Source organism: Vibrio sp. ABG19 (assembly GCF_029962385.1).
GTDB classification, from domain to species: domain Bacteria; phylum Pseudomonadota; class Gammaproteobacteria; order Enterobacterales; family Vibrionaceae; genus Vibrio; species Vibrio ostreae.
Genome location: NZ_CP071707.1, coordinates 1,385,573 through 1,391,833 on the forward strand (window position 1 = coordinate 1,385,573; position 6,261 = coordinate 1,391,833).

Annotated in this window: 2 protein-coding genes; one reads left to right on the forward strand and one right to left on the reverse strand. The window is 46.4% G+C overall.

The window, feature by feature from the left end; translation table 11 throughout:
• The first annotated feature begins 145 nt into the window (after positions 1-145).
• Positions 146-2,467, forward strand: coding sequence for a hypothetical protein (locus J0X00_RS06220; RefSeq protein WP_282476669.1), 2,322 nt, complete (start codon positions 146-148; stop codon positions 2,465-2,467).
• Positions 2,468-2,631: 164 nt separating this feature from the next.
• On the opposite strand, the gene J0X00_RS06225 is transcribed toward J0X00_RS06220, so the two are convergent.
• Positions 2,632-5,685, reverse strand: a complete 3,054-nt coding sequence (locus J0X00_RS06225) for an NEW3 domain-containing protein (RefSeq protein ID WP_282476670.1) — start codon at positions 5,683-5,685, stop codon at positions 2,632-2,634.
• Positions 5,686-6,261: the final 576 nt, after the last annotated feature.

The window sequence follows — 6,261 nt, forward strand, 5'->3', positions numbered from 1 at the left end:
ACGCTATCACGCCGGGGCCGTTGCCTTGGGACGGAGGGCATAGGAGTTATGCTTGTCCGGTATCCACGCTGACATCGACGGTCAGACGGGATATCGAACATTCAAAGAGCCCTTTTATCAATTTTCAAATGAGAAAAGAAGGTAAATGATGGAACGCTTAATACACAGCCGACTTATCAGAATACTCAGTATTGCGTTGATGAGTACGGCGGCCCTGTATGGGTTAATGAAGTCTGCGCCAGCAAGTGCCGGAGCTTATCCAAATTTGGATGAGGTCGCCTGTATGGCTGATGCATATCTAATGAAACCAGGCAACTCGCTTCCTCAGGATGCACTGAACTGTACCGCGAATGATGTTGAGATAACTCAGGTCACGCCAACAAATCCGAACGAAGAATGTACACCAGGACAAGTATTTTCATTCAATGCAGATGTAACAATTCGTACCAACGCAAATGAGCGTTATGACACCACCTTTTATCTGCCATTAACGGAAGACAGCCCAAAGGTTGTTCAGGATGGCGGTGATAACTGTAGTATGATTCTGCCGATACCAGGTGACAGCGGTTATTCTGCTGACGTTGAACTTGATGGCGACGTCTGTGGTGATATCAGTAAAGCCGCGGGCGAAGACACCTACGTACTGGAAAATGAAACAATCACCATGCTCTGTGCGGATGAAGACGGTGATAATCGTGCCGATTTCACCTATTGTGCTGCGTGGGATAACATCGAGCGAAACAACTGTACACTGGCTGAAGACCCATACCCTGGTCAGATTCCAAATACCAAATCTAAATGTAACTGTGATACGTTTAACATCGACGTATTCATCAAACCTACACCACCAGTCATTGTGAAAAGTGAAGGCACCCCAACGACTCGCTCAGAGCCAGGTGGTACATACACATTTAACCTCAGCTTCACCAACCCTAACAGTCAGACATCCCTGTATCTAAGCTCCGTCACAGATGAAATCGATATCAACGGTGATGGCAGCTACGATAAAACGCTGAATTTATGGGGTGCGACATCCTCACCTGGCGGTGACGGTGTCTATCTGACCGCGACGAACTGTACAGTGGGTTCACCTTTGCTAGAAATAGCACCTAGTGGTACCTACAGCTGTCAATTTACAGTCCATATTGTGGATACCGATCTGCCAGATGATCAGAGCCCGGAATTGTACAAAGACGTAGTCAAAGTCACTATGCAAGATAAAAATGGTGATGCGGTGACCAACGGTGAAACCTGTCCTGCGGGGGTTGGGACTTCTGCTGCCGGCGAACATTGTAGTGTGGAAAGAACCGTTCAGGTTACTAATATTCCACCAACGATTACCGTCGTAAAAACAGCGAATACCGACGAGGTTTTGGAACCCGGTGCGAATGTGACTTACACTGTAACCGTCACCAATACCTCCCAAGACTTTGACTCACCAGTACAACTGACTACTCTGACCGACACCATTGGTGCTGTTGTTCAAGACCTCGATGGTATAGGTACTTGTGCGACTGGCGGTTACATAGTTAACGGAGCTATGAATGCTTACACCTGTACTTTCACGCAATATGTGGGAGGAGATCAAGGCGAATCCGTTACTAACGTCGTTAAAGCCGTTGCAATTGACAATGAGAGTGACGAGGCGATGCACTCAGACTCATGGACCGTCTCTATTCGCGACGTCCCATCTGTGGTTGAATTAATCAAAGAAGCCAACCCAACCTCAGTGGATGAGACCGGCGACGATCCTACTGTCTATCGCGACGTAGAATATACCTTTACCTTCAGTGTCAAAACTGTGGATAGCATGGGTAACCCTACCGTTGATGACGTGACTTTTGATAAGTTAGACGATGATAAATTCGGCGATCTGACCAGTCAATGTTCGGCTCTTCCTGTTACACTCAGTCCAGGACAATCCGATAGCTGTACCATTACACTGCAACTGCAAGGTAATGCAGGTGATGAACACGTTAACGTCGCAACCATTTACGGTACAGACGAAGACGGCCTGATGGTATCGGATGATGACGACGCAATGGTTACTTTCTTGGATCTGCCTCTGCAGTTAACCCCAGAGTTTGCCATGAAAGCGACAGCGTTTGTTCGTATTGTAAACGGTAACGTGGACAATATGACCATTACCACTATGAACTTCGATGGTGTACCCGTCCTCGACGGTTCAACCGACGGTTCTAGTTTTGTGATAGAAAACAACGCCGCAATGAGCAGTTATGATGCAGTCGTCGCACCAGACTTCTGTACCACAGGTACAGTACTGATCCCAGGAGACGTGTATGAATGTGCATTTACACTCAAACTACTCCCAGGCTTTGATCCTGCCGATGGAAGTATCAACCTGCTGAACGACCTTGATATTCAGGTCTCTGATGACGAGGGCAACATCGAAAGCAGCTCTGTTGGTATTCAAATCGTAACCAACGAGCCAGCATTAGCTCCATAGTCTGAAATCACGACAAATCGAGCGAGTGCGCTGACATTGACCTGTTAAGACTTTCACAGGAAACAAAAAGGCGATGATACCTATCATCGCCTTTTCTCATCAATCTCATCAATCTCATCAATCAATCATTCGACAAACAGGATTAATCCAACCCTGCGATGACATCATTTTTTACCTTTACCACTGTTATTGCTTGGCCCGGAATTACTTGATGTCGAGCTGTCCATCCCTATCGATACCGTAGCAGTCGCGGTTTTCTCACCGTCTGTAATGGTATAAGTGAAACTATCACTGCCCTTAAAGTTCTTCGCTGGTGTATACAGCAGTTGTCCGCTAGCGGTGATGTCAACCGAGCCCTTAGCTCCTTGAGTCACTCCACTGATGCGCAATGTATCACCATCCGGATCACTGTCGTTGCCTAATACGTTAATCAATGTCGGATCTTTAGCTAACAATAATACGCTGTCATATACTGCCACAGGCGCGTTATTGACCGAATTCACAACGACATAACTTAGTGAACTCTTGCTGACAACACTGCTGTCGGTCGCACTTTGCGCAAGTACTGCGATGTTATAAGTTCCATCGGCGGCATGGGTAGCAGAGGTTACCGCGATTTGCATGGTGCTACTCTGGCCTGAAGCCAGTGAAATGATACCATGAGTGCTACTCCATCCCGACGGGACCTGAGCAGACACACTGTAGCTTGTCGCTTCGCAATCGGTACTATTCTGATTAGTTACAGTCACATTGTAAGTCACCGTGCTACCTGCTGTTACCTCGCCACTGACCGATGCAACCGAGATACGTGGTGCAGCTTCTACACACAGAGCTTCGGGCGCTGCGACGATATAACTACTCTCAGCACTACTGTTATAGGCAATATCTGCGGTGTTATACGTATACACATCGACTGGGTAGACACCCTCAGATGCGGTATCCGATGACGTCACGCTCAGATTGACTGAAGCGGACTGGCCCGGAGCAAGTGCTACGCTACGGCTGTCTGCCGTCCACCCATTCGGCACATTTGCAACTACATCTACCGTTGAAGACTCGCAGCTCATGCTGTCTTTGTTCGTTACTGTTGCGGTATAACTCACCGTCGTTCCAGCTGCAACCGCTCGTGTCTGACTGGCAGTCAAAGACAACACTGGATTGCCCGGTACACATTGTTCAACAGGAGCATCAATAGTGAGATTAGCGACTGCGCTCCCTATATCACGACTGTCAGAGCCATTGACGGCAGCAAAGGAAAGACTATAGCTTCCTTCTGCCACCTTATCTGATGGGGTAACATTTAGCGTCACTGTCTCAGTTGCTCCGGCAGCCAGAGAAACAACCGAACTGGTGCTTAGCCAACCATCCGGAACCTCCGCGGACACGTTGTAATTGGTTGCTGCACAACTATCACTATCGTTATTGACGACAGTTACGCTATAACTTGCCGTATCACCTGCCAATACCGAGCTTTGGTTTGCAACGACAGAGACGCCAGGGCTCGATGATGAGCACGTCGCTTGGGTAAAGCTCACGTGCACACTAGCGCCAGTACTATCGGCCCATTCAGTGGTAATTGTGATCCCAGCATCGGAATCAGTAAAACTATTTCCGGTCAAAAGAGCGGCATCATCCAGATCAAACAGGCTACTTTGTGGCGTCATATCCAATAGTTGGCTACCGCGCGTACTTGACTCCGGTGAACGGTGTATCACCACACCATTCGTTACACCCGGCTTATTACTGAGAAAACTATCAAATCCAATCGCCTGACGATATTCAACGTAATACCATTGCTGCTGACCGGTTTCAGGATCAATTCCACGCGGAATCTTAATTCCTTTAGCAGAATCGCTCAGAGTAGTCTCTAATGGTTCGATAATGTAGCTAGCTTCGGTGTCAGCTTCTACAATGTCACCCGAATCGGTAGACAACCATCCCAATTGTTCTTTGTTAAATGCATTAAAATGACCTTCAACACCGTATGCGCCCATAATGTCCAATGTGTCGCCGTAGGTAATCGCTAAACAGCCCTCTCCTATGATTTCATTTTTACAATCAAGATATTCAGCATGATATAGACCGAAATTATGCCCCAATTCATGACCAATAGTATTCATGGTAAAAGAGCCATTGATATAAGCACGCGTCTGAGTTCCCCCCAGAGTCCCCATACCGGTCCAGCCACAGCTGCTGTTCTTAGGGAAGATGTAGACTAAACGTTGATAACGACTTACATCGACACCACTATCTTCGGCCATCTGTTTAGCATTGACATAGATATCCCAGGAATCACACGTCGAAGCAATCGGCAACGTATAATACCCGACAACATCCCCGGTTAGCCAAGTGCGACCATCAGAGTTCTCTTTGTAATAGTCACTGACAGGCCCGAAAACCAAATCTTGCGTTTCTTGCGCAGTCCAGGGTTCCTGAATATTGTCCTGGAAGTTAATCAGCATCACCAAAGTACGCTGTTCACCAAAAGTGTCTGTGGATGCGGAACTTCCCGTTGTTGACGTTCCGTCCTGTGCCAACAAAGCTAATGCTTCAGGATCGTTTTCAAGTACCAATGAATTGGTGCTTTCCTCGCTATTATCAAATCTCCAGCCATGGGCACGAACTTTTTCCCCACTAGAAAACGACTGCACTGCTGACTTTTCAGCCATGTGCAACTCAATACGACCATTGGCCGTTTTCAAAATATGACGCAGACGGCTTTTACTGTGATCTTCGTAATCTTCATAGAAAACTTCCAGCTCGCCATCCAGAGTCTTTTTTTGCTCCAGATATTGCGAGACAGCATCAGGCATCTGCTGCCGTTCGGCAGCAGTCAACACCGCGCCGGCCACAGCCGCAGGATCGGATTCCATCAGCTGCTTGAAATAGTCTTTACGCTGTTTAGCCAGACTAACCATCTGATTGAGCGCCGACTTTTTATCGGCTTTGTCAGCGCTACGGTAAGTGTTCAGCGAATCGACCAATGCCTGAGTTTCAGCTTTTGCTTGCAAGCGATTTTGTTGAGCGATCTGCTGGCCGTAATTCTGACCAGACAAATCTTCATAATGGTTGTGGCTCGCGCCATGATCTTGATGTACCTGAGAAGCGCTGGCGAAGGGAACGATAAACAACAAAGAAAAGGCACTGAGCAACAGTGCGGATGCTTGCTTACTGCTGCGCACAGCGTCATCACGGAAATTAAAATGGAGATTAAACATACTTTTAGTTTCTCAGGATTTAATAATTAATGCCGGATATGAAAGCCTTAGTTCACACAAACACCAAGCCTGTGGACAAGCTAAAAAGCATCCATATACTAGCAACGAAATTTAATTTAACATTTTGAATTTAAATACTTTTTAACACTTAACCATTATGCCAAACACAATGAGTCATGCCTGGCACGCAGACATTGAGTTAAGGTAAAACGCATTAGTTTCGGGAAACACAAGAGCGGCAAAACAGCAGATACCGTGTGTTTCTAAACAGGGGCGACACAACGAGCACTCTAAAAGTGCTGCGAACTTGCCTCTATGTTCATTGAAATTTATTTATTCTAAATGCATACAAACGCTATAAACGTAAGTACATATATCATCCACATCTATCTGATCCTGGCTATTAGTCAAATTCCCATAACTCACTGACACTCATAAAATATTAAATTAAATTCAACGAAAAACTGTCAAAAACAACTTCCCGCCTTTCCATTTAATATGATTTACTGAGCATGGCATTGATATAAAACTGGTTAAACACTTAACCTCATCAGAGACATTGAATTGACTCCAACC